At 68.0% G+C, this 23,486-nt stretch carries 22 protein-coding genes; 15 read left to right on the top strand and 7 right to left on the bottom strand.

Features of this window, described 5'->3' with window-relative positions:
* Positions 1-81: 81 nt before the first annotated feature.
* Positions 82-1,578 (bottom strand): acyl-CoA carboxylase subunit beta, encoded by a 1,497-nt coding sequence (locus tag QH290_RS10030; protein ID WP_280266193.1) that lies wholly within the window; start codon positions 1,576-1,578, stop codon positions 82-84.
* A 37-nt stretch (positions 1,579-1,615) separates the two neighbouring features.
* Positions 1,616-2,851, bottom strand: coding sequence for a cytochrome P450 (locus tag QH290_RS10025; RefSeq protein WP_280266192.1), 1,236 nt, complete (start codon positions 2,849-2,851; stop codon positions 1,616-1,618).
* Between the two features lie 107 nt (positions 2,852-2,958).
* On the opposite strand from QH290_RS10025, the gene QH290_RS10020 reads away from it, so the two are divergent.
* From QH290_RS10020 to QH290_RS10000, 5 genes are all read left to right on the top strand, one after another.
* The gene (locus QH290_RS10020; protein WP_280382644.1) at positions 2,959-3,744 is read left to right on the top strand and encodes a coniferyl-alcohol dehydrogenase; all 786 of its coding nucleotides are present in this window, start codon (positions 2,959-2,961) and stop codon (positions 3,742-3,744) included.
* Positions 3,745-3,848: 104 nt separating this feature from the next.
* A complete protein-coding gene (locus QH290_RS10015) occupies positions 3,849-5,060 on the top strand; it encodes a cytochrome P450 (RefSeq protein WP_280382643.1) in 1,212 nt (403 codons plus the stop codon).
* Positions 5,047-6,348, top strand: a complete 1,302-nt coding sequence (locus QH290_RS10010; RefSeq protein ID WP_425303577.1) for a CaiB/BaiF CoA transferase family protein — start codon at positions 5,047-5,049, stop codon at positions 6,346-6,348. Before QH290_RS10015 ends, QH290_RS10010 begins: the two co-directional genes overlap by 14 nt.
* Positions 6,345-7,148, top strand: coding sequence for an enoyl-CoA hydratase/isomerase family protein (locus QH290_RS10005; protein ID WP_280382642.1), 804 nt, complete (start codon positions 6,345-6,347; stop codon positions 7,146-7,148). Before QH290_RS10010 ends, QH290_RS10005 begins: the two co-directional genes overlap by 4 nt.
* Complete coding sequence (locus tag QH290_RS10000; RefSeq protein WP_280382641.1) at positions 7,148-7,912, top strand: TetR/AcrR family transcriptional regulator C-terminal domain-containing protein; 765 nt, start codon at positions 7,148-7,150, stop codon at positions 7,910-7,912. The genes QH290_RS10005 and QH290_RS10000 overlap by 1 nt, the downstream gene beginning before the upstream one ends.
* Positions 7,913-7,917: 5 nt before the next feature.
* On the opposite strand, the gene QH290_RS09995 is transcribed toward QH290_RS10000, so the two are convergent.
* Complete coding sequence (locus tag QH290_RS09995; protein ID WP_280382640.1) at positions 7,918-8,820, bottom strand: enoyl-CoA hydratase/isomerase family protein; 903 nt, start codon at positions 8,818-8,820, stop codon at positions 7,918-7,920.
* Between the two features lie 178 nt (positions 8,821-8,998).
* On the opposite strand from QH290_RS09995, the gene QH290_RS09990 reads away from it, so the two are divergent.
* From QH290_RS09990 to QH290_RS09975, 4 genes are read left to right on the top strand one after another with little or no spacing between them, the layout of a single operon-like run.
* The gene (locus QH290_RS09990) at positions 8,999-9,802 is read left to right on the top strand and encodes an enoyl-CoA hydratase/isomerase family protein (RefSeq protein WP_280266186.1); all 804 of its coding nucleotides are present in this window, start codon (positions 8,999-9,001) and stop codon (positions 9,800-9,802) included.
* On the top strand, positions 9,787-11,286 hold the full coding sequence (locus QH290_RS09985; protein ID WP_280382639.1) for a class I adenylate-forming enzyme family protein: 1,500 nt from the start codon (positions 9,787-9,789) through the stop codon (positions 11,284-11,286). Before QH290_RS09990 ends, QH290_RS09985 begins: the two co-directional genes overlap by 16 nt.
* A gap of 15 nt (positions 11,287-11,301) precedes the next feature.
* On the top strand, positions 11,302-11,757 hold the full coding sequence (locus QH290_RS09980) for a PaaI family thioesterase (RefSeq protein WP_280382638.1): 456 nt from the start codon (positions 11,302-11,304) through the stop codon (positions 11,755-11,757).
* Between the two features lie 10 nt (positions 11,758-11,767).
* Complete coding sequence (locus tag QH290_RS09975) at positions 11,768-12,952, top strand: acyl-CoA dehydrogenase family protein (RefSeq protein WP_280382637.1); 1,185 nt, start codon at positions 11,768-11,770, stop codon at positions 12,950-12,952.
* A 27-nt stretch (positions 12,953-12,979) separates the two neighbouring features.
* Here QH290_RS09975 and QH290_RS09970 read toward each other — a convergent pair whose 3' ends face one another.
* From QH290_RS09970 to QH290_RS09960, 3 genes are all read right to left on the bottom strand, one after another.
* A complete protein-coding gene (locus QH290_RS09970) occupies positions 12,980-14,650 on the bottom strand; it encodes an acyl-CoA synthetase (protein WP_280382636.1) in 1,671 nt (556 codons plus the stop codon).
* A 47-nt stretch (positions 14,651-14,697) separates the two neighbouring features.
* Positions 14,698-16,149, bottom strand: coding sequence for an aldehyde dehydrogenase family protein (locus QH290_RS09965; protein WP_280382688.1), 1,452 nt, complete (start codon positions 16,147-16,149; stop codon positions 14,698-14,700).
* A gap of 99 nt (positions 16,150-16,248) precedes the next feature.
* Positions 16,249-17,058, bottom strand: coding sequence for an NAD(P)-dependent oxidoreductase (locus QH290_RS09960; RefSeq protein WP_280382635.1), 810 nt, complete (start codon positions 17,056-17,058; stop codon positions 16,249-16,251).
* 330 nt (positions 17,059-17,388) lie between these two features.
* Between QH290_RS09960 and QH290_RS09955 the strand changes: the two genes are divergently transcribed.
* The 6 genes from QH290_RS09955 (at position 17,389) to QH290_RS09930 (ending at position 22,783) form a co-directional block, all read left to right on the top strand.
* Entirely contained in the window at positions 17,389-18,210 is an 822-nt protein-coding gene (locus QH290_RS09955) for a mycofactocin-coupled SDR family oxidoreductase (protein ID WP_280266180.1), read from the top strand.
* 11 nt (positions 18,211-18,221) lie between these two features.
* Positions 18,222-18,950: a 3-oxoacyl-ACP reductase FabG gene (gene fabG, locus QH290_RS09950; RefSeq protein WP_280382634.1), complete on the top strand. Its 729-nt coding sequence runs from the start codon at positions 18,222-18,224 to the stop codon at positions 18,948-18,950.
* A complete protein-coding gene (locus QH290_RS09945; RefSeq protein ID WP_280266178.1) occupies positions 18,947-19,822 on the top strand; it encodes an HTD2 family dehydratase in 876 nt (291 codons plus the stop codon). The genes fabG and QH290_RS09945 overlap by 4 nt, the downstream gene beginning before the upstream one ends.
* A 4-nt stretch (positions 19,823-19,826) precedes the next feature.
* Positions 19,827-21,038: an acetyl-CoA C-acetyltransferase gene (locus tag QH290_RS09940; RefSeq protein ID WP_280266177.1), complete on the top strand. Its 1,212-nt coding sequence runs from the start codon at positions 19,827-19,829 to the stop codon at positions 21,036-21,038.
* 39 nt (positions 21,039-21,077) lie between these two features.
* On the top strand, positions 21,078-22,268 hold the full coding sequence (locus tag QH290_RS09935) for an acyl-CoA dehydrogenase family protein (protein WP_280382633.1): 1,191 nt from the start codon (positions 21,078-21,080) through the stop codon (positions 22,266-22,268).
* Positions 22,269-22,333: 65 nt separating this feature from the next.
* Positions 22,334-22,783, top strand: coding sequence for a hypothetical protein (locus QH290_RS09930; protein WP_280266175.1), 450 nt, complete (start codon positions 22,334-22,336; stop codon positions 22,781-22,783).
* Positions 22,784-22,815: 32 nt separating this feature from the next.
* On the opposite strand, the gene QH290_RS09925 is transcribed toward QH290_RS09930, so the two are convergent.
* A partial coding sequence (locus tag QH290_RS09925; RefSeq protein ID WP_280382632.1) for an SDR family NAD(P)-dependent oxidoreductase occupies positions 22,816-23,486 on the bottom strand: 671 nt, incomplete at its 5' end.

Genomic DNA, 23,486 nt, shown 5'->3' with positions numbered 1-23,486 from the left:
ATCGGTAGTGCGTTGCACAAGGGTCCGATCGGCCGTCGGGCCTCGGTATTCGGATTCGGGTACCGCCTCCCCGCGAGGCGGTCAGGGCATGATGGCGGTGCGGTTCACCGGCTCGGCGGCAGCCTGCCGGGCGTAGATGCCGCGCTGTACGGACCGCAGCAAGACGTTTCGCGTCTCCTCGGGGCTGACGAGTTCGTCGAACCCCATGTGCTCGGCGGAGTGGTACGAGGCCCGCAGCTCCATGTCACGCAATGCGGCCGCGAGATCCTCCTCGGCCTGCGAGGCATTGCTCAGCGCCGCCGCGCCCATGGCGCCCATGGTCGCCCCCGGGTAGGCGAAGGTCGACTCCTGGCCGTCGAAACCGATCAGGGACATCACCATGGAGCCGAACCCGTACGCCTTGCGCAGCGTCAGATGCACCTTCAGCGTGGTCGCCGCGGTCTGCGCGACGAACATCCTTGCACCACTGCGCAATACACCCTGCTGTTCGGACTCGCTCCCCGGCAGCATGCCCGGATTGTCGGCCAGGAAGATGATCGGCAGATGGAAGGCGTCCGCCACGGAGATGAAGTGGGCGGCCTTGTCGGCGGCGTCGGAATCGATCGAGCCCGCCAGCACCTGCGGCTGGTTGGCCACCACGGCCACCGGATGGCCGCCGAGATGGGCGAGGGCGCAGATGATCGCCCCGCCGAATCCGGGCTGCACCTCGAACCAGTCGGTGCCGTCGAAGACCACGTCCAGCACGGCGCGCATATCGTAGGTGTGCTGATTGTCGCGGGAGATGATGTCGAGCAGTTCCGGCGTCGCCCGCGGCCCGGTGGAATCGTCGGGCAGGTACACGGGCGGATACGACCATGCGCTCGGGGGGAAGTAGGACAGATAGCGGCGGATCTCGTCGAGGACGTCCTCGTCCGTGTCGGCCACATTGTGGATCACCCCGCTCGGCAGCGCGATATCCGGGCCGCCGAGGTCCTCCTTCGAAACGTCTTCTCCCGTGGACACTTTCACCACCGGCGGCCCGGCGGTGAAGATCGCGCCCTGGCGGCTCATGATCGCGAAATCGGACACCGGTGCGACCAGCGCACCGTGCCCGGCCGAGGGACCGAGCACGCCGGTGACCATCGGAACCCGGCCGGAGCACCGCGCCTGGGCCAGCAGATCCGTTGGGGTGCGCCCATAATGATTGCCGGTGGCCCGGAAGCCCGCGCCCTCCAGCAACATCACCAGCGGCACCTTGTTCCGCACCGCGAGTTCGGCCAGCCGGTAGCGTTTGGAGTTGCTACCCGGCGCGATGGTCCCGGCCAGGGTCGTGAAGTCCTCCGCACCGACCATCACCGGGAAGCCGTTGATCTGCCCCGAGCCCGTCACGATCGCGTCGGCCGCGACCTCGCCGCCCACGAGGGTTCCGAACTCCTGGAACGTACCCGGATCCAACAGGTGCTCGATGCGCCCCCTGGCGTCGAGCTTGCCCTTCCCGCGGTGCTTGGCGACCCGCTCGGGCCCGCCCATCGCCCGCACGCGTTCCCGGCGGCGCTCGAGATCCTCGAGCGTTTCCTTCCAGGTCTGAGCATTCGTCATGACACATCCTCGTCAGTTGATCCGGCGCCGCCGCCGCTCATGTCAGCGAGTAGCGAATCGGCAGATGTTTGAGCCCACCCACGAAAGTCGTTGCGCTGAGTTCGGGTTCACCGTTCAGTTCGATCGATGTCAGCCGCGGCAGCAGCTCGGCGAGGAACTTGTTGATCTCCATGCGGGCCAGTCCGGCACCGAGACAGAAGTGCACGCCGAATCCGAACGCGACATGTTTGTTGGGCTCGCGCTCGATGTCGAAGCGGAACGGATCTTCGAAGGCGTCCTCGTCGCGGTTCCCCGAGACATACGACAGCAGCAGCGAATCCCCGGCCGCGATGGGTACGCCGCGCACCGAGGTGTCCTCGGCCGCGGTGCGCATGAATGCCTTGACCGGCGTGACCCAGCGGACGATCTCCTCGGTCGCCCGCGGCATCAGGTCCAGGTTGTCGCGTAGCCGCGCCAGCTGATCGGGGTGTTCGATCAGCGCGCGCAGGCCGCCGGAGATGCTGCTGCTGGTGGTGTCGTGCCCGGCCGTGGCGATGATGGCGTAGTAGGACATGGTGTCCACATCCGACAGCGGTTCGCCGTCGATGCGCGCGTTGGCGATCGTGGAACCCAGGTCCCCCGTGGGGTTTTCGCGCCAGCCCGCCGTCAGGTGCTGGAAGTACTGGAACATCTCCAGCAGCGAATTCATCGTCTCGTCGGCGGGCGCGCTGCGCTTGAGTTCGTCGTCGTCGCTGCCCACCAGTTCCTGGGTGAGTTTCAGCATCCGCGGAAAATCCGACTCGGGGACGCCGAGCAGCGACATGATCACGTACAGCGGGAAGTTCACCGCGACCTCCTGCACGAAGTCGCATTCCCCGCCCGCATCCCGCATCCGGTCCACATAGCGTTTCGCGAGCTGTTCGATCCGCTCCCCCATGGCCTTCATGGATTTCGGGCTGAACCAGTCCGCGGCGATGGCGCGCACGACCCGATGCTGGGGATCGTCCATGTGAATCAGCGTGCGGATCCCGGTCGCGGCCTGCATCTCATCCGACGCCGCGGTCATCAGCACCGGCCGCGGCCAGTTGGTGAACCGCCGGTCGGCGCGCTCGACCGCCAGGATGTCGGCGTGCTTGGTGATCGCCCAGAAGGGCTTGTACGAGGGCACCTCCACTCGCGCCACCGGTGCGTTGGCGCGCAATTCGGTCAAGGCGGCGTGCAACCGCACTTCATCCGCGTATGCGGCAGGTTCCGCGAGTACCTTCGCGGCATCGTCGACGATCGGCATACCCATCAGCAGCTCTTCCGTTCCGCGCCGTTGTAGCGGCCACTAGAGTGTTTTATAGTGGCCCTTACTGTCAAGCATTCTATAACGCCCCGGCGCATGAAACGGTGGTATCCATGGCATCCGAGAAACGCAAGGTCATCGTGGTGGGCGCCGGATCGGGCATCGGCGCTGCCGCCGCCGCCCACTTCCACGAGCGGGGCGATTTCGTGCTCGCAGTCGACCTGCGCCCCAACGACACTCCGGCGTCCCGGCACGAACAGTGCGACCTGCGCGACGCCTCGGCCATCGCGGCTCTGCTGGACCGCGTCGGCCCGGGCTGGGACCTGCTGGCGTATGTCGCCGGGGTGCCGGGCACCGCACCCGCCGCGGACGTGCTGAAGGTGAACTACCTCGGGATGCGGCTGCTGACCCAGGGCATGCTGCCGCTGTTGCGGCACGGCGGCGCGATCGTCACCGTCGCCTCGGTGGCGGCACTCGGCTGGCAGCAGCGCGTGAACGACCTTTCGGGCCTGCTCGAGGCCACCGACGCCGTCGCCGTCGAACGCTGGCAAGAGGGTCAGGACCCCGCCTATCCGGTGTACAGCACCTCGAAACAGGCCGCGATCATCTTCGCCAAGCGGCTGGCGCCGACGGCATGGCAGAAGTACGGAATCCGGGTGAACACCGTGAGCCCGGGGCCGACCGAGACTCCGATCCTCGGCGATTTCGAGACGTCGATGGGCAAGGACGTCCTCGACACCGTGAAGGCCACGGTCGGCAGGCACGCCACCGTGGACGACATCGTGCCCGTGATCGCGTTCCTCGGCTCGGCCGACGCGCGCTGGATCAACGGCCAGGACATCCATGTCGACGGCGGATTCGTCGCACCACTGGCGGCCGGGACACCGATTCAGCCGTAGCGACGGCCCCGCGACCGCGCGCCCGCAGACCCTTCCACGATATACTGTATAGATTACAGTATCTAATACTGTCAGTGCGCGCTGCAACGATGTAGAGGTGAGCCGTGGATATCCCTGTTCAAGACGAATCCCTACCGGCCGGGAACGCCCTCGACCTCCGGGACCCCTACCCGTTCTTCGCCGCGAAGCGGCGAGAGGGAGGCGTGTTCCACGGAACGGTCATGGACTACACCCGGACTCCGGAGTCACTGCGCCCGGCGGATTCCTATGCCGCCGTCTCGTATTCGGCGGTCAGCACGGCGCTGCGCAACAACCGCGTGTACAGCTCCAAGCTCTACGACTCCACGATCGGGCTGTTCATGGGTCCGACCATTCTCGCGATGGACGGCACGGCGCATCGGGCACACCGGAATCTGGTCGCCGCGGCATTCAAGCCGCAGTCGCTGCTCCGCTGGGAACCGGAGATCGTCCGGCCGATCTGCAATGCGCTCATCGACGAGTTCGCGGAGCGGGGGAACGCCGATCTGGTCAAGGAATTCACCTTCGAGTTCCCGACCCGGGTCATCGCGCGTCTGCTCGGCCTGCCCGAGGAGGATCTGCCCTTCTTCCGCAAGGCCGCGGTCGACATCATCAACTACACCAAGGGCGTTCCGCAGGCGCTGGCGGCGTCCACCGAGTTGAAGGAGTACTTCATCGGGCAGATCGAGCAGCGGCGGTCGGTACCCACCGACGACATCATCGGCGATCTGGTCACCGCCGAGATCGACGGCGAGAATCTGTCCGAAGAGTCCATCTACTCGTTCCTCCGGCTGCTCCTGCCCGCGGGGCTGGAGACCACCTACCGGTCCTCCGGAAATCTGCTCTACCTGCTACTTCGCCATCCGGAGCAGTTCGAGGCGGTGCAGCGCAATCCCGAGTTGATCCCGCAGGCCGTCGAGGAGGGGCTCCGCTACGAAACACCGCTCACCCTGGTGCAGCGGTACGTGACCGAGGACTCCGAGCTGGAGGGCACCACCATCCCCCGGGGCGCGGTGCTCGACCTGTGCCTGGGCGGCGCCAACCGCGACGAGTCCCGCTGGGAGCGACCGGAGGAGTTCGACATTTTCCGGACGCATACTCCGCACATCAGCTTCACCGCCGGCGCGCACACCTGTCTCGGCCTGCACCTGGCCCGCATGGAGACGCGCGTCGCGATGGAATCGCTGCTGAGCAGACTGACCGGGTTCACCCTCCTGCCCGAGGGGGATCCGCACATCTTCGGCCAACCCTTCCGCTCCCCCAACACACTGCCGGTCACATTCGATGTCATCGACTGAGCCGCAACGGAATTCGGTGACGCCGACCATGTCCGATCCGACCGCGGGACCGCTGGCCGGGATCACGGTGGTGGCCCTGGAACAGGCCGTCTCGGCTCCGATGTGCACCCGGACGCTGGCCGATTTCGGCGCCCGGGTGATCAAGATCGAGAATCCGCGCGGCGGCGATTTCGCCCGTCACTACGACGACGTGGTCAACGGGCTCGCCGCACACTTCGTCTGGGTGAATCGCGGTAAGGAGTCGGTGGCGCTCGATCTCAAGGACCCGGACGGGATTTCGGCCCTGCACCGGATACTGGCGTCGGCCGACGTGTTCGTCTCCAATCTGGCACCCGGCGCGACCGCCGCGCTCGGCCTGGCTCCGGACGATCTGGCCGCCCGGCACCCGCACGTGATCGTGATGGAGATCGATGGCTACGGTCCCGGCGGCCCACTCTCCCACAAACGAGCCTACGACCTGTTGATTCAGGCGGAAGCCGGGGTCTGCGCGGTCACCGGATTCCCCGATTCCCCGGCCAAGCCCGGACCGCCGATCGCCGACGTGTGCTCGGGCCTGTACGCGGCGTTGACGATCGTGGCGATGATCTGCGGCAGGCGAGGGTCAGGCGGGGATGCTCAGGGCCCCCGCTCGGCGACGGTGAGCCTGTTCGACACGGCAGCCGAACTGATGGGCTACGCGCTCACCTATACCCGGCACACCGGAGTCGATCAGCAGCCACTGGGCATGAGTTCCCCCGCGGTCGCCCCCTACGGCGCCTACCCCACCGCGGACGGGCGGACGGTCGTGCTGGGCACGACCAACGATCGGGAATGGCAGCGCCTGGCCCGCGACATCCTCGAACGGCCCGATCTGGCCGCCGACCCGCGGTACGCCACCAACGCCGGAAGGGTAAGGCACCGAACCGAACTCGATGCCGCGATCGCACCTTGGTGCGCCCGGCACGACCTGGCCACCGTGCAGGCGCGCGCGGACGCCGCCGGAATCGGGAACTCCCGCTACAACACACCCGGCGACATGGTCGCGCATCCGCACCTCGCGGCCCGCGATCGCTGGCGCCGGATCGACACACCCGCGGGAGAGGTCACCGCCTTGCTGCCGCCTCCCGTCATCGCGGGATACGAGGCACCGATGGGGGCGATCCCGGGCCTGGGCCAGCACACCGAAACCGTCTTGGCCGCAGCGGGGTTCGACTCCGACGATATCGCGCGGCTGCGCGGCCGGGGCGCCGTCGGCCCAGTTACCGACGCGAAATCCCCACCCCCACTACCGATTAGGACGACGTCGTGACAGATCAATCCGTGCTGCTCACCCAGCAAGTGGACGGCGTGCTGACGCTGACGCTCAATCGCCCACACCGCAAGAACGCCGTTACCAGGGACCTGTGGGCGGCGCTAGGCGACACCTTTCACCAGGTCGCGCACGGACGTGGCGTCCGCGCGGTGGTGCTGACCGGCGCCGGTGGCGCGTTCTGCTCGGGAGCCGACATCTCCGATGCCGCGGGCGTCGACGAGTTCCCCGATCCGAGCCGCGAGATGCGCGCGATCAACGAAACCGTGCAGCAGCTGCACGATCTCCCGGTACCCACGATCGCGAAGGTGCGCGGGGTGGCGGCCGGTGCGGGATGGAATCTCGCGCTCGGCTGCGATCTGGTGGTGGCGGCGCCCGACGCTCGGTTCTGCCAGATCTTCGCCCGGCGCGCGCTGTCGCTGGACTGCGGTGGCTCCTGGCTGTTGCCCAAGCTGGTCGGCCTGCAGCAGGCCAAGCGCCTGGCCCTGCTGGCCGACATGATCGGCGCCGAGGAGGCGCACTCCCTCGGACTGGTGACGTGGGTGCAACCCGACGACACCCTCGACAAGTTCGTCGACGAGCTGGCCGCGCGCCTGGCGGCCGGGCCGCCGATGGCGCTCGCGCAGACCAAGGCGCTGCTCAACGACGGAACCGATCGGACGCTGCGCGAGGCGCTCGCCAACGAGGCGAAGGCGCAGGCCATCAACCTGTCCGGCGCCGATGTCATCGAGGCGTTCGCGGCCTTCGCCGAGAAGCGTGAGCCGGTCTTCACCGGCGCCTGGGGCACAGGAGGTCACTGATGGCGAAGCGAGGAGCCGCAGAGCGGCGGCAGCGACGCGAGCGGGGCTCGCTGAACCCGGACGACATCATCGACGGGGCATTCGAACTCGCGGAACGGGTTTCGATCGACGGCCTGAGCATGCCGCTGCTGGGCCGCCACCTCGATGTCGGTGTCACCAGCATCTACTGGTACTTCCGCAAGAAGGACGATCTGCTCAACGCGATGACCGACCGCGCACTGCGGCTGCATGTCTATGCCATCCCGTTTCCGTACGTCGAGGCGGACAACTGGCGTGCGACCCTGGACAACCACGCTCGCACCATGCGGCGCACGTTCCTGGACAACCCGATCCTGTGCGATCTGATCCTGATCAGGTCCGCGCTCAGCCAGCACGCCAGCCGGGTCGGGGCCAAGCAGGTGGAGCGGACGGTGGCCATCCTGGTGGAGGCGGGCCTGTCGGTCGAGCAGGCCGTCGACACCTATTCGGCGATCAACCTCCACATCTGCGGATCGGTTGTGCTGCAACGGCTCTACGACAAGAATTCGGGGCTGAGCGCGGAGGCGCGGGCGTACTACGACAGCATTCCGATCGATCCGGAGACGACACCGCTGCTCGCCGAGGCCATGACCAGGGGCATGCGATCGGGCGCGCCCGACGAGCGCAACTTCGAGTACGGGCTGCGCTGCATCCTCGATCACACGAGCCGGCTGATCGAAGCCAATGCGGCGGCGGGCACGAATTCCGTTGCGCCGCACCGTCGGCGCGACGCAACAGCCTCGTAGAGGCGCTATCGCACATCCGGTTCCGGCACGTGAAAGTGTTCGTCGCGCAACCGGAATGCCTCCTTGGTCCCGTGCTCGGCGCGGGTCTTGACGAAATTGAACTCGCCGGGGGCGAACTGCAGATTCGTGCCGTACGCGTGGAACAGGTAGCTGGCCACCTCCTCACCCTGGTACGCCTGGCTCTGTTCGACGAGCCGGAATGCCTCCTTGGCGATGACCACGCCGTCGGCGGGCATCTTCGCCGCCTTCTCCGCCCAGAACCGCGCCCGCGCCATAACGGCGTCGGCAGCGCAGGTCTCGGTGAAGACACCGAGATGCTCGACGGCACCCGCCTCGATGATGTCACCGGTCAGCAGCAACCGGCGCGCGAGTACGGGTCCGAGCCGGTGGAAGAACATGTGCAGGCTGCCGAGCGCGGGCCCGAGGAAACGCGTTGCGGGCATGCCGATCCGGGTGTCGCGGGCGATCACGGAGATGTCGGTCATCAGGGCCATCTCGAAGCCGCCGCCCAGCGCGTAGCCGCTGATCTCCCCCACCGTGACCTTCGGAAAGCCCATGAAATTGTGATAGAAGCCGAACGACTTTCGATCCACCGTCAGCCTCCGCCGCTGGCTGGGCCGACTCTTGGCGGGCCGGTCACCGTTCGCCGCCCCACCTCGGTCGCCGTACCAGCCGTAGGCGTTGTTCATATCCGCGCCGGTACTGAAGACGCCCTCGGCTCCGCGCAGCAGCACGACGGTGACATCGTCGTCCTCGGCGACCTGATCGAGGTAGCGGGCCAGGCCGTCGCGCATGGCCGCGTCGTAGGAGTTGCGCTGGCGGGGGTTGTTCAGCGTGAGGGTGGCGATCCTCCGGTCCGGGTCCATCTCGCAGAGAACGCGGCCGTCGGCGGTGCTGGAACTGGTCATCAGAGTGTGTCTTCCTTCTGTCGCTGTCCCGGCCGGTGTCTGGTTCACCACGTTTCGGGAGACTCACGGTATTCTATACTGTATATATATCAGTATGCCCCGTACAGCGGCCTCGAACAGGCCCGAGTGAGACGCGTACACCCACCAGGACCCGACCACAATCCCGCGGAGGAAACCGATGCCGTTGGACTCCATCGAGTACGACGTCGACGGGCATACGGCCACGATCACGCTCAATCGTCCGGATGCCCTCAACGCGCTGAGCCCGCACATGATCACCGAACTGCGCACCGTCTACGACGAGGCCGAGGCCGACGACAAGGTCTGGACCATCATCGTCACCGGCACCGGTCGCGCCTTCTGCACCGGCGCGGACGTGAAGGCGATTCCCGGCGACGGCAAGGTGATCAACGAGCGGCCGTACCTGTCCACCTACGAGCAGTGGGAGGCACCCCAGGAGGGCACACCGCCGTTTCGCACCATGACCAAGCCGATCCTGGCCGCGATCAACGGATTGTGTTGCGGCGCAGGGCTGGACTGGGTCACCACCGGGGATATCGTCATCGCCTCGGACCGGGCGACCTTCTTCGACCCGCACGTGAGCATCGGCCTCGTGGCGGGCCGCGAGGTGGTGCGCCTGGCCCGGGTGCTGCCGCGGTCGGTCGCGTTGCGGATGGCATTGCTGGGCAAGCACGAGCGGATGAGCGCGCAGCGGGCCTATGAACTGGGCATGGTCACCGAGATCGTCGAGCACGACCGGCTGCTCGACCGCGCCCACGAGATCGCCGACATCGTCAATTCCAATGCGCCCCTTGCCGTTCGCGGAACCCGGCTGGCCATCGTCAAGGGCCTGGACGTGCCACTGCACGAGGCGGAGATGCTCGCGGAATCGTTCCGCGAACGCGTGACCCGCACCGAGGACGCGCTGGAAGGACCCCGGGCCTTCGCCGAGAAGAGGACGCCGGAATGGCGATGCCGATGAGTTCCCCCGGCCATTCGCTGGTTCGCAGGATCGCCGATACCCTTGCCCTGCAGCCGGATACGCACGCGATCGAGTTCGACGACCACTGGTACACCTGGCGCCAGCTGAGCGATTTCGCGGGACGCGTCCGCGCGTTCACTACCGCACACCCCAGGGGCCGTCGCCAGATCGGCATCCTGCTGCGCAATCGCCCCGAGCACGTGGCCGCGCTTCTCGGGGTCCTGCTGGGCGAGGGCACCGTCGTCGTCATCAACCCGGCACGCGGCGACCATCGCACCCGGACCGATATCGCCGCATTGCGCCTGCCCCTGATCATCGGAGCAGCGGACGATCTGGCAAACCTGGTCGAACGGGCACCCGGCTCGGCCACCGTGTCGATCTCCGGACTGGCGGACGAGCCGCACCTGACCGTGGCCACCGGCCGCCGGGTTCTCACCGGAACGGCGCAGTCCGGCGTGGCGGTGCGAATGCTCACCAGCGGCACGACCGGACCGCCGAAGCGCGTCGACATCGGCTACGACATGCTCGCCCGCAGCGTGATCGGCCCGGACCCGGACGAGGTCGCGGCCCCGGCGCAGCCGCGGCACGGCATCGCGATCGTCAACGCCCCGCTGGTCCACATCGGCGGCGTGTTCCGGGTATTGCAGTGCGTGGTCGACGCCCGCCCCTTCGTGCTGCTGGCGCGATTCGAACTCGAGCGGTGGGCTCGCGCGGTGCGCACCCATCGGCCGAAGGCCGTGTCACTCGTCCCGGCGGCGGTCCGCATGGTGCTGCACTCGGAACTGCGCAGGGAAGACCTGTCGAGCATCCGGGTCGTCACCTCGGGCACCGCACCGCTGTCGGCCGCGGATGCCGACGCGTTCTACGAGAAGTTCGGAATCCCGGTCCTCACCTCGTATGCCGCCACGGAATTCGGCGGCGGCGTCGCGGGCTGGACGCTGCCCGACCATCGGAAGTACTGGAATGCCAAGCGGGGCAGCGTCGGTCGCGCCACCGGCGGGGCGCGGTTGCGGGTGGTCGACGAGGACGGCGCGGACCTGGGCGTCGATCGGCCCGGCCTGCTGGAAGTCGTACCCGGCCAGCTCGGACCGTCCGCGGAGTGGATGCGGACCACCGATATGGCCCGCATCGACGCGGACGGATTCCTGTGGATCCTGGGCCGCGCCGACCAGGCGATCATCCGCGGTGGCTTCAAGATCATGCCGGACGATGTCCGCACCGCCTTGGAGAGCCACCCCGCCGTGCTGGGCGCGGCGGTGGTGTCGCGGCCCCACCACCGCCTCGGCGAGACGCCGGTGGCGATGGTGGAACTGCGGGACTCCGCGTCGGCCGCGCCCGACGACCTGATCGAATTTCTCCGAGACCGCCTGGCACCCTACGAGATTCCCACCGATATCGCGATCGTCCCAGCCATCCCGAGAACTCCGTCGGGCAAGGCTGATCTCAGCGCGGTACGCCTCCACTTCAGCGAACCCGCACGGTGAACGGAAAGCACACAAATGGCACCCACACAGACGGAATCGGTCGAAGCGATCGGTGAACTGCTGGACCACATCGGATTTCGCTCGGCACGCGATTCCGACGGCACCCGCATCTGGGAGCTGCCGGTCGCCCCGCACGTGGTCAACACGTCCGGCGGCCTGCAGGGCGGGCTGATCGCGACGCTCGCCGACATCGCGGCGGGCACGCTCGCCCTCGACCTGCGGCCGCCGAACGGGGGCGTGGTCACCTCGGATCTGAGCGTGCGCTACTTCCGCGCCATCACCGGCGGCACGGCACGGGCGCTGTCCAAGATCGTGCACGCGGGCAAGCGATCCATAGTCGTCCAGGTCGAAGTGATCGGTATGCCCGGCAGGGAGCTGGCGGCACTGGCCATGGTCAGCTTCGCCACCGTCGAGTTCGCTACCAACGGCACGGACGTGCCGCGCAATGCCGCACCGGGCGGCCGATCCTGAGGAGCCTGCCATGACGAGCACGTCGACCGAGGCCGATACCGTCACCCCCGAGGATTTTCGCGAAATCCTCGCCCAGACACGCGAATTCGTCCGATCCGTGGTGATGCCGCGGGAGCAGCAGATCGCCGACGACGACCGCATGCCGGACGAGATCGTCGCCCAGGCCAAGGCCATGGGGCTGTTCGGTTACGCCATACCCCAGCAGTGGGGCGGACTCGGCCTGGATCTCGCCCAGGACGTCGAGCTGGCCATGGAACTCGGCTACACCACACTCGCATTGCGTTCCCTGTTCGGCACCAACAACGGCATCGCGGGGCAGGTGCTGGTGGGATACGGCACGACCGGGCAGAAGTCCCGGTGGCTGGAGGGCATCGCCTCCGGGGCGGTGGTCGCGTCGTTCGCGCTCACCGAATCCGGGGCGGGATCCAACCCGGCGTCACTGCGGACCACGGCCACCCGGTCCGGCGAGCACTGGATCATCAACGGCGGGAAGCGATTCATCACCAACGCACCGATGGCCGATCTCTTCGTCACCTTCGCCCGCACCCGGCCCGCCGACGACGCCGGGCCCGGAATCTCGGTCTTCCTCGTGCCCGCCGAGACACCCGGAGTCGAGGTCGGGCCCAAGGATCGCAAGATGGGACAGGAGGGCGCCTGGACGGCCGAGGTGCGATTCGACGACGTGCGGGTCGGTCCCGAGGCACTCGTCGGTGGCAGCGAGGACATCGGCTACCGCGCCGCGATGACGTCGCTGGCCCGCGGCCGGGTCCACATCGCCGCGCTGGCGGTCGGCGCCGCCCAGCGCGCCCTGGACGAGTCGGTGGCCTACGCCGCGACGGCCACCCAGGGCGGCACACCGATCGGGCAGTTCCAGCTGGTGCAGGCGCTACTGGCCGATATGCAGACCGGCGTGATGGCGGGCCGGGCCCTGGTCCGCGACGCCGCCCGCGCCTGGGTCAGTGGCGAGGACCGGCGCACGGCCCCGTCGGTGGCGAAGCTGTACTGCACCGAAATGGCTGGCCGCGTGGCAGATTCGGCGGTCCAGGTGCACGGCGGCACCGGCTACCTGCGCGATGTCGCGGTCGAGCGCATCTACCGCGACGTCCGGCTGCTGCGGCTCTACGAGGGCACCAGCGAGATCCAGCGCCTGATCATCGGCGGCGGCCTGGTCAGGAGCGCCCAACGCCGCAGGTGAAGGGCCGGATTCGGCGGCTGTCGCGAATCAGCCCGCGGCGACCGCTTGTTCGCGGGCCCAGCGATAGTCGGCCTTGCCCACCGGGCTGCGCACGATCTCCGGCCGGAATACGACGGCCTTCGGAAGTTTGTACCGTGCAATGGATTTCGCCGCGTGGGCGATCAGATCCTCGGCACTGACCTTGGTATTGGACGCGACGACCGCGACGACCTCCTGCCCCCATCGCTCACTCGGGCGGCCCACCACCACGACGTCGGCGACGGCGGGGTGGGAGGAGATCGCCATCTCGACCTCCTCCACGAAGATCTTCTCACCACCGGAGTTGATCGTGACGGCATCGCGTCCGAGCAGTTCGATCGACCCGTTGTCCAGGTGCCGCGCCCGGTCGCCCGGCAGCACGAAGCGAACACCGCCGATGAGCGGGAAGGTGGCGGCGGTCTTGGCGGCGTCGCCCTTGTATCCGAGCGGGGTGAACCGGCGCTGCGCGAGCCACCCGATCCCGTCATGCCCCGGGGCCAGCACGGAGCCGAAATCCTCGGCCACGACACAGGTATCGGTCCCCGCGGCGAAGGTGCCGGTGGACACGAATCCGGCGCCGGAGACGTGGTGGAGCTGCGCGCCGGTCTCCGAGGCACCCACCGCATCCAGGACGATCAATCCGGGGATCGCGTCGATGAAGCGCTGCTTCACCGCCGGGCTGAGCACCGCGCCCCCGCTCGCCAGCGCCACCAGCGACGACACATCCGCCGTCCGCGTCTCGATCGCGGCCAGCAGCGGACGGGCCACCGCGTCGCCGACCACGATCACGATGGAGACCCGCTCCCGTTCGATGGTGCGGACGATCTCCCCGGCATCGATACGGTCGACCACCGAGGAGAAGACGATCGTCTGCCCCGTCGTCATCGCGGTGAAGACCGCCCACTGCGCCGCGCCGTGGATCAGCGGCGGCAGGATCATGAGGTTGACACCGGGATTCGCCCCCGCCCGAGCGGCGATCTCGGCCACGGATTCGACCACCGCACCGGTGTTGTTGTCCCGGCCCCCGCACGCGGCCATGAAGATGTCGTGCTGACGCCACAGCACCCCTTTCGGCATGCCGGTGGTGCCGCCGGTGTAGAGGACGTAGAGATCGTCGGGAGACGGCTGCGGCAGCAACGGATCCGGCTCGGTCGACGCCACGACGCTCTCGTAATCGACCGCGCCGTCCAGCAATTCGTTGCCGGAGTCGTCGGCGATCTGTATGAGCACACGCAGGTCGGGAAGTTCGGCAAGAACCTCGGCGAGCGTGGGCGCGAAGGCGGCGTGGTAGATCAGTGCCGTCGCACCGGAATCCACCAGCAGGTACTGCAATTCGCTGCGGACATACCGATAGTTGACGTTGAACGGCGCCACGCGCGCCCGGAACGAGCCGATCAGCCCCTCGACGAACTCGGGCCCGTTGTAGGCATAGATGCCCAGCAGATCCTGCCCCACCTCGTGGCCCGCGAGCGCCGATCGCTCGGTGCGACAGCCCAGTCCGCGAGAACGCAGGTACGAGGCCAGCCGCCGCGATCGATCGGCGATCTGCGCGTAGGTGAAGCGCCGATCGCCCTGCACGACCAGTTCCCGGTCCGGGAGCGCGGCCGCCGCGGCATCGGCCGCCGCGACGAGGGTGAGCTGCGACGTCTTCGGTTCGGATCCGGTCGCGGAACGAGACAACGGTGCCTCCTGGGTCGTCTGCTGCGTGGCGCAGCCGCGGACTGTCTTCACCTCACCGAGCCGCCGGGGCCGAGCCGTCCCCGGACGCGGCGGCGGGTACGGCGGTGGGCATATCGCAGTGCGATGTCGATGAGGCGGCGGAGAAGCCGGGTGAACGGCGGAGCGGCCGAGGCGGTGATGACGAACGGGAGATCGGTGCCGCCGATGGTGCGGTAGTGGGTGAAGGTGTCGAAACCCGCCTTGCCGCGATATGCGCCCATGCCGCTGTCGCCGACGCCGCCGAAGGGCGCGTTCTCCGGAAACATGTTGAGCGCGAAGTCGTTACGCGATACGCCGCCGCTGCGTGTATTCCGGACGAAGAAGCGGAAGTCGCGTCCGCCGGGCCCGTACCAGTAGGCGACCAGCGGCGACGGTACTCCGTTCAGGTGATCGATCACGTCGGCGAGCGACGCGTACGGCCGCAGGACGAGAACCGGTCCGAAGATCTCCTCGGTGGCGATCGGCATATCGTCGGTGACGTCGCGGACGATGGTGGGCGCGATCTTCCGCGAGCCGGGGTCGGACGGCGGTTCACCGGGCGGCGCGATCTGATCCACGCGCGCGCCCCGGGCGCGGGCATCGTCGACGAGGGCGAGCACCCGGTCGTAGTTGGCCGGGTCGACGCAGGCCGTGTAGTCGTCGTTGGTGGCGATGGCCGGGAACATCTCCCGGAACGCCGCCCCGACCCCGTCGGCGAATGCGTCCAGACGGCCCTGGGGAACGAAGACGTAGTCGGGACTCACGCACACCTGCCCGCCGTTGACCATGCGGGCGCGGGCAATCCTGGTGGCCGCCTTGGCGATATCGGCATCCGGCGCCACGACGACCGGGTTCTTCCCGCCCAGTTCCAGGGTCACGGGGACGAGATTCGCCGCGGCGGCACGCTGCACCAGGCGGCCGACCCGGGTCGATCCGGTGAAGAACAAGTGATCGAAAGGCAGTCGGGCGAAGGCCGCCGCCACCTCGGGACCGCCGGTCACCACCGCGAGTTCGGACGGATCGAAATAGGTGGGCGCCAGCGATCGGGTCAGTTCCGCGGTGCGGGCGGTGATCTCGGACATCTTGATCATGACCCGGTTACCCGCGGCGAACGCGGCCGCGGCGGGCACGACGACCAGCTGCAAGGGAAAGTTCCAGGGACCGATGATTCCGACCACGCCCACAGGTGTGGGCCGCACCTGGGTGCGGATCCCGTACAGGCGGGCCGACGGCTTGGGATTGCGCGGGCGCATCCACGCGCCGACGTGCGATCGGGTGTGCTCGATGGTCGTGAGCATGCCCATGATCTCCGCGAACAGGATCCCGGTGCGCGACCGGGTTCCGAAATCCTGCGCCAGGGCGTCGACATACTCGTCGAGGTTGTCGAGGACCATGGCGAGCAATCGGTCGATCCTGTTGCGCCGCATGGCGATCGACGGTGGACCTGCCCGCAGGTGTGCCTGCCGCTGCAGTGTCAGAATCTCCGCGGGGTCCGGAGGCCCCGTCTGCTCGGCCCGTGCATCGCCGAGCGCCGGTTCGGTGGTTCCCGTGCTCATGGGTGACGCCTTTTCCCTCGGAATTCAGCTGAGATCGAGCGGGCCATCGTGAATCACCGCGGAAAGCTGGCCGAGATCGATATCGTTGTCTGCCGTAGCCGCCAGGCACGCCGCCACATCCTTGCGGAGAAACGGTGCGGCCATGTGCTCGAAACCCCGCAGCCCCCCGGTGCGGAAAATGGACTCGGCGGCGTAGCTACGACCGCTGCATGCCAGCAGTGCGCGCAGCAGGTCGTTGTCGGCGATCCCCATGCGCCGACCCACCTCCGCCGCGGCCGCGACCAACTGCGCATTCGCCGCGAACAGCGCGTTGTTCACCAGCTTCACGCTCAGCGCGGTGCCCAATTCGCCTGTCGCGGCGATCGTTTCGGCGTAGGACTCCAGCACCGGACGCGCCGCCTCCACCGCCGCCCCGGGGCCGCCGAGCAGCACGGTAAGCTTGCCCGCCGCGATATCTTCCGCGGAGCCGCTCACCGGACCGTCGAGCAGCACCGGACCCTGCGGATACCCCGCGGCCAGCCCACGCACCGTGGACACCGTGCCGGTGGTGTGCGACACGACGACGCACTCCTTGCCCGCCACCGCCAGCACGCCTGCGGGGCCGCCCAGCACCTCGACCAGTTGCTCGTCGGAGAACACGCAGACGACCACGATGTCTCCGGCGGCCGCGACCTCGGCCACCGAATCCACTACCTCGGCTCCGACCGCCCGCACTCGCTCCCGCACCGAGGACCGGCGCGCGAAGACGACCACCCGGTGTCCCGCCCGCACCAATCGGAGCACCATCGGCTCACCCATCTGCCCGGCCCCCACGAACCCGACGACCTGCGACATCCGCGCACTCCTCACTCACGATCTTCCCGGGCGCCGCGTCGAGGACACGGTACAGCCTCGAACAGTGGCCCATCCAGTAACGCAAACTGTAACACCATGCCGCCGGTTCGAACTGGGAAATACCGGAGAAGCACCGGCCCGCGAAACGACCGCCTTGCGTGGCGATCACAGCGCCCATACAGTGATCCCAAAAGCGATACTGTTGCACTTACGATATTTCCTACGACAGCTACGTCCAGCGCTTCGTAAGCCTGCAGCGGCGGGACCGCGGCGCGGCCCGAGGACACGAACCGGGCAGTCGCTGCTCGACGGCAAAGAGGAGGGCACGTGATGGCAGGCCGACTCACGGGCAAGGTCGCGTTCATCACCGGCGCCGCGCGCGGTCAAGGGCGTGCGCATGCGGTGCGAATGGCGACCGAGGGCGCCGACATCATCGCCGTCGATGTGGCGGGCCCGCTACCACCGTCGGTGCCCTACGATTCGGCCACCCCGGACGACCTCGCCGAGACGGTGCGCCTGGTGGAGCGGACCGGCCGCCGCATCCTCGCCTCCACCGTCGACACCCGGGATCTGGACGGGCTTCGCAAGGTGGTCGACGACGGGGTGGCCGCGCTGGGGCGCCTGGACACCATCGTGGCCAATGCCGGAATCTGTGTGCCCGAGCCGTGGGACGCGATCACAACAGACTCGTTCCGCGACGTCATGGACATCAATGTCACCGGTACCTGGAATACCGTCGCCGCCGGTGCGCAGCGGATCATCGACGGCGGTCGCGGTGGGTCGATCATCCTGATCAGCTCGGCGGCCGGTGTGAAAATGCAGCCGTTCATGGTGCATTACACCGCCAGCAAGCACGCCATCACGGGCATGGCCCGCGCCCTGGCCGCCGAACTCGGAAAACACTCCATACGGGTCAACAGCGTGCACCCGGGAGCGGTCGATACTCCGATGGGCGGCGGCGAGATGGTTGCCGCATTGGGCCGCGCATTCGAAACCAATCCTCCTCTGGCCCACATGATCACACCGTTCCTCCCGGCGTGGATAGCCGAGCCGGAAGATGTCGCCGCCACGGTGTGCTGGCTGGCGGGCGACGACGCACGGTATGTCACGGCCGCGCAGATCGCGGTCGATCTGGGATCCACCCAGTTCTGAGAGGTATCACCATGTCGCTGCTCGCAGGTCGTGTCGCCGCCGTCACCGGTGGCGCTCGAGGCATCGGATTCGCCATCGCCGAGGCGTTCGTGCGCGAGGGTGCGAGGGTCGTCGTCGGCGACCTGAATCCCGGTCTCGCCCAGGACAAATTGGGTCCGGACGTGGTACGCGCGGTGCGCTGCGACGTCACCCGGGCCGACGATGTCGCAGCCCTGGTCGACACCGCACTCTCGGAGTTCGGAGCCTTGGACATCATGGTGAACAACGCGGGCATCACCCGCGATGCCACCATGCGACGGATGACCGAGGACGACTTCGACCAGGTCATAGCGGTGCATCTCAAGGGCACCTGGCACGGCACCCGCCAGGCGGCCGCCGTCATGCGCGAACGCGAGAGCGGCAGCATCGTCAACATCTCCTCCCTGTCCGGCAAGGTCGGCATGGCCGGGCAGACGAACTATTCGGCGGCGAAGGCCGGAATCGTCGGATTGACCAAGGCCGCGGCCAAGGAGGCGGCACGATACGGGGTGCGGGTCAACGCGATCCAGCCCGGACTGATTCGCTCGCCGATGACCACGGCCATGCCCGAAAATGTCTGGGAGCAGAAGATGTCGGAGATTCCGATGTCGCGGGCGGGCGAGCCGGAGGAGGTCGCGAACGTGGCGTTGTTCCTCGCCTCGGACCTGTCGTCGTACCTGACCGGCACCACGCTGGAAGTGACCGGCGGGCGGTTCATGTGAGCGCGTGGACACCGCACACCGTCGTCACCGAGGAGTATGTCGATCCCGCACCGGTCGCCGCCTTGCACGCGGTATTCGACTCCGGCGCACCGGCCGTCGGTCACGGTGATCCCCTTCCGCCGCTGTGGCATTGGGCCGCGCTGCCGCGCTGGCCGGTGTCCTCGTCCCTCGGCTCCGACGGACACCCCGAGCGGGGGAGCTTCCTGCCCCCGGTGGAGCTGCCGCGGCGCATGTTCGCGGGCGGCGAGGTGCGATGGTCCGGCGAGATCGCCGTCGGTTCGACGGTGCGGCGGGAGGCCCGGGTGGTCTCGGTGACCCCGAAGACGGGACGCAGCGGGCAGCTCGTGGTCGTCGTGGTCGAGATCGAATTGTTTGCTGGACAGCAGGTTCCGGCGATGGTGGAACGGCAGAATCTGATCTATCGCGAGGCCGGGCCACCGGCGGCCCGCACCGTGCACCCGGCGGCGATCGAGCCGGTCGGAGCGCCGCTGCGACGGTTGCCGGACCGGGACTGGGAACTGCGCACGGACCCGACGGTGCTGATGCGCTTCAGCGCCGCCACCGCGAATTCCCATCGCATTCACTACGACTGGCCGTATGCCACCACGGTGGAGGGCTACCCCGGCCTCGTGGTACACGGTCCGCTGATGACATTGGCGCTGGCCGAGACGCTTCGGCTGGACATGCCCGATCGCACACCCGTCCGACTGCGCCACCGCAACCTGGCCCCGCTGTTCTGCCCGAGCCCGGCCCGCATTCGGCGACAACGCGACAGCGACACCGACATTGCGGTGGCCGTGATCGGTGACGACTCCGGACAGCCGGTGACCCATACCGTTCTTACCGCCGAATTCCCTTCTCCCGGAGAGTGATTCCATGCGCGAGGCCGTGATCTGCGAACCCGTCCGCACCCCCATCGGCCGCTATGGTGGCGTGTTCCGGTCGCTCACCGCGGTCGACCTCGGAGTCACCGCACTGCGAGGTCTGCTGGACCGCACCGGAATCGGTCCCGAACTGATCGAGGATGTCGTACTCGGCCACTGCTACCCGAACAGCGAGGCACCCGCCCTCGGTCGCGTCATCGCCCTGGATGCGGGACTACCGGTCACGGTCGGCGGGATGCAGATCGACAGGCGATGCGGTTCCGGCCTGCAGGCCGTGATCCAGGCCGTGCTGCAGGTCCGCAGCGGCGCGAACGACGTGGTGATCGCGGGCGGCGCGGAGAGCATGAGCAATGCCGCGTTCTACTCGCTGGATATGCGGTGGGGCGGCGCCCGCGACGGCGTGCGTGTGCACGACGGCCTCGCACGCGGCCGCGAAACGGCGGGCGGGCGGCATCATCGCGTCCCCGGCGGCATGCTGGAGACCGCGGAGAACCTGCGCCGGGTCTACGACATCGCACGCGAGGAACAGGACCTGCTCGCCGTCCGATCGCACCGGCGCGCGATCGAGGCCGCCCGCAGCGGTGCGAGCGCCGAGCAGATCATCCCGGTCACCGTGGCCTCGCGCAGCGGGGAAACCCTCGTCGACACCGACGAGCATCCCCGCGCGGACACCTCCCTGGAAACCTTGTCCAGACTCAAACCCGTTCGCGCGCACATCGATCCGGAATCCACGGTGACCGCGGGCAACTCCAGCGGCCAGAACGACGCCGCATCGATGTGCCTGGTCACCACGCGCGACACGGCCGAGCGGCTGGGGCTCACACCGCTGGTGACCCTGAAGTCGTGGGCGGTGGCGGGGGTGCGGCCCGACATCATGGGCATCGGACCCGTGCCCGCGACAGATGCGGCATTGCACCGCGCCGGGCTCACCCTCGCCGACATCGACCTGATCGAACTCAACGAGGCATTCGCCGCCCAGGCCCTGGCCGTCCTGCGCGAATGGAAGTTCGGCGACGGCGACCTCGAACGCACCAATGTGCACGGCTCCGGCATCTCGCTGGGCCATCCGGTCGGCGCGACCGGCGGTCGCATGCTCGCCACTCTCGCACGCGAAATGCACCGGCGCGACCTGCGTTACGGCCTGGAGACCATGTGTATAGGCGGCGGACAGGGCCTGGCCGCGGTCTTCGAGCGGGTGGATTGACCCGCTCATCACCATCGCCCCACCCGAACGGACACCCTCGTGAAACTCGCACAGACACACGGCCTGACCGAGGCACAGACCGAAATCCTCGCCGCCGTCCGCACTTTCGTGGACAAGCGGGTCATCCCCCATGCTCAGGAACTCGAGCATACCGACACCTATCCGCAGGCCATCGTCGACCAGATGGCGGAGATGGGGCTGTTCGGGCTCACCATCCCCGAGGAGTACGGGGGTCTCGGCGAGTCGCTGCTCACCTACGCGCTCTGCGTGGAGGAGCTCGCCCGGGGCTGGATGAGCGTCTCGGGAGTGATCAACACCCACTTCATCGTGGCGTACCTGCTCATCCACCACGGCACCGCGGAACAGCGGCGGAAGTTCCTCCCCCGCATGGCGACCGGCGAACTGCGCGGCGCGTTCTCGATGTCCGAACCCGAACTCGGCTCGGATGTGGCGGCCATTCGCACCAAGGCCGTCCGCGACGACACCGGCGCATACACCCTCGACGGCCGGAAGATGTGGCTCACCAACGGATCCACGGCGAACCTGGTGGCGGTCCTGGTCCGCACCGACGAGGGCCTGGAGCGACCGCACGACAACCTCACCGCCTTCCTGATCGAGAAGCCCACGGGCCTCGGCACCGTCGCGCCCGGCCTCACGATTCCCGGCAAGATCCACAAGATGGGGTACAAGGGCATCGACACCACCGAACTGCTACTGGACGACTACGTTGCCCCGGCGGACGCGGTGCTCGGTGGCGCGCCGGGCCACGGTTTCAAGCAGATGATGGACGGCATCGAGGTCGGGCGCGTCAATGTGGCCGCCCGCGCCTGCGGAATCGCGTTGCGCGCCTTCGAACTCGGCGCCCGCTACGCCCAGCAGCGGTCGGCCTTCGGCAGGCCCATCGTCGAGCACCAGGCCATCGGCTTCGCCCTGGCGGAGATGGCCACCAAGGTCGAGGCGGCGCACCTGATGATGGTCAACGCCGCCCGGCTCAAGGACTCCGGCGAACGCAACGACGTCGCGGCGGGCATGGCCAAATACCTCGCCAGCGAATTCTGCAACGAGGTCACCCAGGCCAGTTTCCGGATCCACGGCGGCTACGGCTACTCGACCGAGTACGAGATCGAGCGGCTCATGCGGGAGGCGCCGTTCATGCTGATCGGCGAGGGCACCAGCGAGATCCAGAAGCGGATCATCGGCAAGGGTGTGCTGCGCGACTATCGCCTCTGACCCGACAAATCCTTGTGACAAGGTACTGAGTCTATTACAGTTAATGCAACGAGAGCGGTGGAGGGATGATGAGCGACACAGAGATACCCGGTCTCACACCTCGCACTGTCGAGGCCCTGCTGGCCGCGAGCGAAGCACTGGCCCGCCAGGTGCGAACCAGGATCCTGCACTGCCCCCGCCCGGTATTCCTGTACTACATCGAGCAGACGTTCGACGAGCTGCGAACGAAACTCGCGCAGGGACCCGACCCGCGTCCGGACACCCCGGCACAGCAGCTGTGCCTGCACCTGATGATCGCGCACGCGGAGCGCTCGACGGGATCACTCGACGCCGACCTCATTCGAATGCACCGGGCACTGCTGGCCGACGGCAGCCACGAGGCGCTCGCGGAAGTGGGCCGGGTCGAAGGGAATCCGGAGCTGTCCTACGACTTCGTCGCGCTCGGCGACGCGCTGACACCGCGCGGGATGAGCGCGTTCTTCGCTCCCTTCGAGCCGGACGGCCTGGTCGCCTGACGCGGTCGCGGGTTCGGTGAATTTTCCGCGGCTCAGGTGAAATCGGAACCGCCGTCGACGTTGATATTCGCGCCGGTCATATAGGAGTTGCGACGGGACGCGAGGAAGGCGACGACCGGACCGATCTCCTCGGGACGGCCCGCGCGGGGCAGCTGGGCCGGGTGCCCGTAATGCTCGGAGATCCCCGCCATCAGCCGATACGGGTCGTCGCCGTCGATGCCGACCGAGCGGGCCCACTCGACCAGTGACGGGGTCACGAAGGTCCCGGGCGACACCACATTCACCAGGATCTCGTCCTCGGCCAGCAGCAGCGAGAGGTTCTTCGACGCACTCGTCACCATGGCCTTCGCGGCGGTATAGGCCGCCAGCGGAACGCTCTGGCGCTGGGTCGAATGCGCCGCGAAATTGACGATGCGGCCCCATTCGGCCCGCCGCAGCAGCGGCAGCGCCGCACGGACGCAACGCACCATGGACAGCACGCCGTCGTCGACGGCCTCTCGCCACTGATCGTCGGTCAGGATGTCGAAGCGGCCCTGCACATTCGGGCCGACCGTATTGACCAGCGCGTTCAGTTCGCCGTTCCAGCGCCGCGCCACCTCGTCGAACGCGGCATCGACCTGTTCGCTGTCGCGGCCGACCGCGCCCACTACCACGGGGTCCCGGCGCCCACCCCGCGCAAGGAACCCCCCCCCCCCCGCCAGAA

Origin of the sequence: Nocardia wallacei, from assembly GCF_029869545.1 — a bacterium.
In the GTDB taxonomy this organism is placed as follows: Bacteria; Actinomycetota; Actinomycetes; order Mycobacteriales; family Mycobacteriaceae; genus Nocardia; species Nocardia wallacei_A.
Note: the sequence above shows the minus strand (reverse complement) of the source record. Positions and strands in the feature narration are given on the sequence as shown.

Coding starts and splice junctions, on each gene's coding strand:
- QH290_RS10030 (WP_280266193.1), bottom strand. CDS start 1,578: ATGACGAATGCTCAGACCTGGAAGGAAACGCTCGAGGATCTCGAGCGC.
- QH290_RS10025 (WP_280266192.1), bottom strand. CDS start 2,851: ATGGGTATGCCGATCGTCGACGATGCCGCGAAGGTACTCGCGGAACCT.
- QH290_RS10020 (WP_280382644.1), top strand. CDS start 2,959: ATGGCATCCGAGAAACGCAAGGTCATCGTGGTGGGCGCCGGATCGGGC.
- QH290_RS10010 (WP_425303577.1), top strand. CDS start 5,047: ATGTCATCGACTGAGCCGCAACGGAATTCGGTGACGCCGACCATGTCC.
- QH290_RS10000 (WP_280382641.1), top strand. CDS start 7,148: ATGGCGAAGCGAGGAGCCGCAGAGCGGCGGCAGCGACGCGAGCGGGGC.
- QH290_RS09995 (WP_280382640.1), bottom strand. CDS start 8,820: ATGACCAGTTCCAGCACCGCCGACGGCCGCGTTCTCTGCGAGATGGAC.
- QH290_RS09990 (WP_280266186.1), top strand. CDS start 8,999: ATGCCGTTGGACTCCATCGAGTACGACGTCGACGGGCATACGGCCACG.
- QH290_RS09985 (WP_280382639.1), top strand. CDS start 9,787: ATGGCGATGCCGATGAGTTCCCCCGGCCATTCGCTGGTTCGCAGGATC.
- QH290_RS09980 (WP_280382638.1), top strand. CDS start 11,302: ATGGCACCCACACAGACGGAATCGGTCGAAGCGATCGGTGAACTGCTG.
- QH290_RS09975 (WP_280382637.1), top strand. CDS start 11,768: ATGACGAGCACGTCGACCGAGGCCGATACCGTCACCCCCGAGGATTTT.
- QH290_RS09960 (WP_280382635.1), bottom strand. CDS start 17,058: ATGTCGCAGGTCGTCGGGTTCGTGGGGGCCGGGCAGATGGGTGAGCCG.
- QH290_RS09955 (WP_280266180.1), top strand. CDS start 17,389: ATGGCAGGCCGACTCACGGGCAAGGTCGCGTTCATCACCGGCGCCGCG.
- fabG (WP_280382634.1), top strand. CDS start 18,222: ATGTCGCTGCTCGCAGGTCGTGTCGCCGCCGTCACCGGTGGCGCTCGA.
- QH290_RS09940 (WP_280266177.1), top strand. CDS start 19,827: ATGCGCGAGGCCGTGATCTGCGAACCCGTCCGCACCCCCATCGGCCGC.
- QH290_RS09930 (WP_280266175.1), top strand. CDS start 22,334: ATGATGAGCGACACAGAGATACCCGGTCTCACACCTCGCACTGTCGAG.